At 37.3% G+C, this 2,703-nt stretch carries 3 protein-coding genes; 1 reads left to right on the top strand and 2 read right to left on the bottom strand.

Features of this window, described 5'->3' with window-relative positions; all coding sequences use genetic code 11:
• A partial coding sequence (locus ACOVO2_RS02075; protein WP_421768377.1) for an ABC-F family ATP-binding cassette domain-containing protein occupies positions 1-1,387 on the bottom strand: 1,387 nt, incomplete at its 3' end.
• Positions 1,388-1,559: 172 nt separating this feature from the next.
• Positions 1,560-2,021 (bottom strand): Lrp/AsnC family transcriptional regulator, encoded by a 462-nt coding sequence (locus tag ACOVO2_RS02070; RefSeq protein ID WP_188771674.1) that lies wholly within the window; start codon positions 2,019-2,021, stop codon positions 1,560-1,562.
• Positions 2,022-2,207: 186 nt separating this feature from the next.
• Between ACOVO2_RS02070 and ACOVO2_RS02065 the strand changes: the two genes are divergently transcribed.
• The coding region (locus ACOVO2_RS02065) for an NAD-dependent epimerase/dehydratase family protein (RefSeq protein ID WP_421768376.1) at positions 2,208-2,703 on the top strand (496 nt) is incomplete at its 3' end.

The following is a 2,703-nucleotide window of genomic DNA, read 5'->3' as shown; positions in this document are numbered from 1 at the left end:
CTGGTTCGAGCAAAAGTTTAATCATTGCCAAACGAGTTTTTTCTCCACCCGAAAGTACACGCACTTTCTTGTTAATATCATCGCCACGGAACATAAAAGCACCCAAAATGTCTTTGATTTTGGTACGAATTTCGCCTACAGCAATATTATCAATCGTCTGAAAAACGGTTAAATCTTCATCCAATAACGAGGCTTGATTTTGAGCAAAATAGCCAATCATTGAGTTATGGCCAAGTTTTATGCTTCCTTCAAAGTCAATTTCTCCCATAATGGCTTTCACCAACGTAGATTTACCTTCTCCGTTTCGACCTACAAAAGCGATTTTTTCTCCTCTTTCAATCGTTACCGAAGCATCTTTAAAAACTAAATGGTCGCCGTAGCTTTTGCTTACATTTTCTACAATTACAGGGTAATTTCCTGAGCGTGGAGCTGGCGGAAACTTCAAACTCAAAGCCGATGTATCTACTTCATCTACCTCCACAATTTCGAGTTTTTCGAGCATTTTCACCCTCGACTGCACCTGCAAAGTCTTTGAGTAAGTACCCTTAAACCTATCAATAAATTCTTGCGTTTCGGCAATCATTTTTTGTTGGTCGTTATATTGTTTTTGCTGTTGTTCTTGGCGTTCTTTTCTAAGCTGCTGGTATTGCGTATAGTTCACTTTGTAGTCGTAAATACGCCCCATTGTCACCTCAATCGTGCGATTCGTGATGGTATCAACAAAAGCCCTATCGTGCGAAATCACAATTACGGCTTTGGCGTTATTCATCAAGAAATCTTCGAGCCACTGAATCGACTCAATATCCAAGTGATTGGTCGGCTCATCGAGCAGAATTAGGTCAGGATTTTGAAGCAAAATCTTGCATAATTCGATACGCATTCTCCATCCACCACTAAATTCGGCGGTTGGGCGAGTAAAATCGGCTCTCGTAAAACCCATTCCGAGAAGTGTTTTTTCTACTTCGGCATCGTAGTTTACTTCTTCTACTGAATAATATTTTTCACTCAATTCCGATACTCGTTCAATGATTTTCATGTAATCATCTGACTCATAATCGGTACGAGTTTCGAGCTGATGGTTGAGTTCGTCCATCTCATTTTTCATATCCAATACCGCCGAAAATGCCTTTGAGGCCTCTTCAAAAACCGTACTGTCATCTTGCGTCAGTAAATGCTGCGGAAGGTAGGCAATTACAGCATCTTTTGGAGCAGAAATTTTTCCACGAGTGGGTTTATCGACACCTGCAATAATTTTGAGCAAGGTAGATTTTCCTGCTCCGTTTTTGCCCATGAGGGCTATTTTATCTTTTTCGTTGATATTGAAAGTAATATCACTAAACAGCGTTCCACCATTGAACTCAACTGCCACATTATCGACTGAAATCATGCTCTTTTTTAAAATTAAGGTGCAAAGATACGGCGGAGGAATGAAGAATGTAGAATTGAGAATGTAGAATTTATCATCCACCTCTATAAATCACTAATAATCAAACAGTTACAATCATTTCTCAATTAATACTTTTACTAAATTTCTTGAAAATCAAGCAATAAAAAATACTTCAAATATAAAACTCCGAACTGTGTTTGATTTCTTTCAATACAAAAGTGCTGTTCAGTACCCCAATATTTTCAATTTTTGAGAGTTTGTATTTGATAAAATCATGGTATTCTTCCAAACTATTCACGTGGATTTTCAGTACAAAATCAACTTGTCCAGCTAGGTGATAACATTCTTGTACTTCTTCTAATTTCTGAATTTCCTGCTCAAAATTTTCGATAAATGCCTCATTATGGTATCGCATCGACACTTGGCAAATAGAGGTTACCGATTTGTTTATCAGGTCTTTATCTAAAATGGCCACGTATTTTTTTATAAATCCCAAACTCTCCAAACGCCTGATTCGGTCATAAATCGGCGAAGGTGTGAGTTTCAACTGACTGGCTATTTCTTTAGCAGTTTTTTTAGCGTCTTTCTGTAAAATCCTAAGGATAATTTTATCGGTTTCGTCCAATTGTTCCATAATACAATAAAATTTATTTCAGATGAAGTATAAATATATCAAGATTCAGTAAAATTAACTGTCATAATCATGATTAAAAACTATTTTTACTGATTTTGCTTCAAAATAAACAACTTTATTACTCATATACTACTTTTGTAAGTAAATATTACTTCGAGAAAATACACTTCATCAACAAATTATACAATGAACACGACTAAAATTTTGGTAGTCGGGGCAAATGGACAGCTTGGGTCGGTTCTGACACAAGCTCTTCAAACAAAATACGGAATCGAGCAAGTTATCGCCTCTGATTTGTATCAAAAACCCGACTTTAATGGCAATTTTGAAATACTCGACGGCACAAATTTCAATCAACTACACGAAATTGTGGTTCGTCACGGCATCACGCAAATCTATCATTTGGCGGCAATTCTTTCTGCCAATGGCGAAAAAGACCCACTTCGCACGTGGGATATAAACATGAAAGCCTTACTAAATGTACTGGAAGTAGGCCGAATCGAGAACATTGACAAAATATTTTACCCAAGTTCAATCGCTGTTTTTGGTAATTCAGCCCCCAAAGGCACTTGTCCGCAGGAAACTTTCTTAGACCCAAGTACAGTTTACGGCATCAGCAAAGCCACAGGCGAAAATTGGGCAAATTATTATTTCAATCGTTATGGTTTAGATGTGCGTTCGT

The sequence above is a fragment of the Emticicia sp. genome, from assembly GCF_049241225.1.
GTDB lineage: Bacteria > Bacteroidota > Bacteroidia > Cytophagales > Spirosomataceae > Emticicia.
Note: the sequence above shows the minus strand (reverse complement) of the source record. Positions and strands in the feature narration are given on the sequence as shown.

What these genes read in the sequence shown, in the direction of transcription:
- ACOVO2_RS02070 (WP_188771674.1), bottom strand. Translation starts at nt 2,021, where the DNA reads ATGGAACAATTGGACGAAACCGATAAAATTATCCTTAGGATTTTACAG.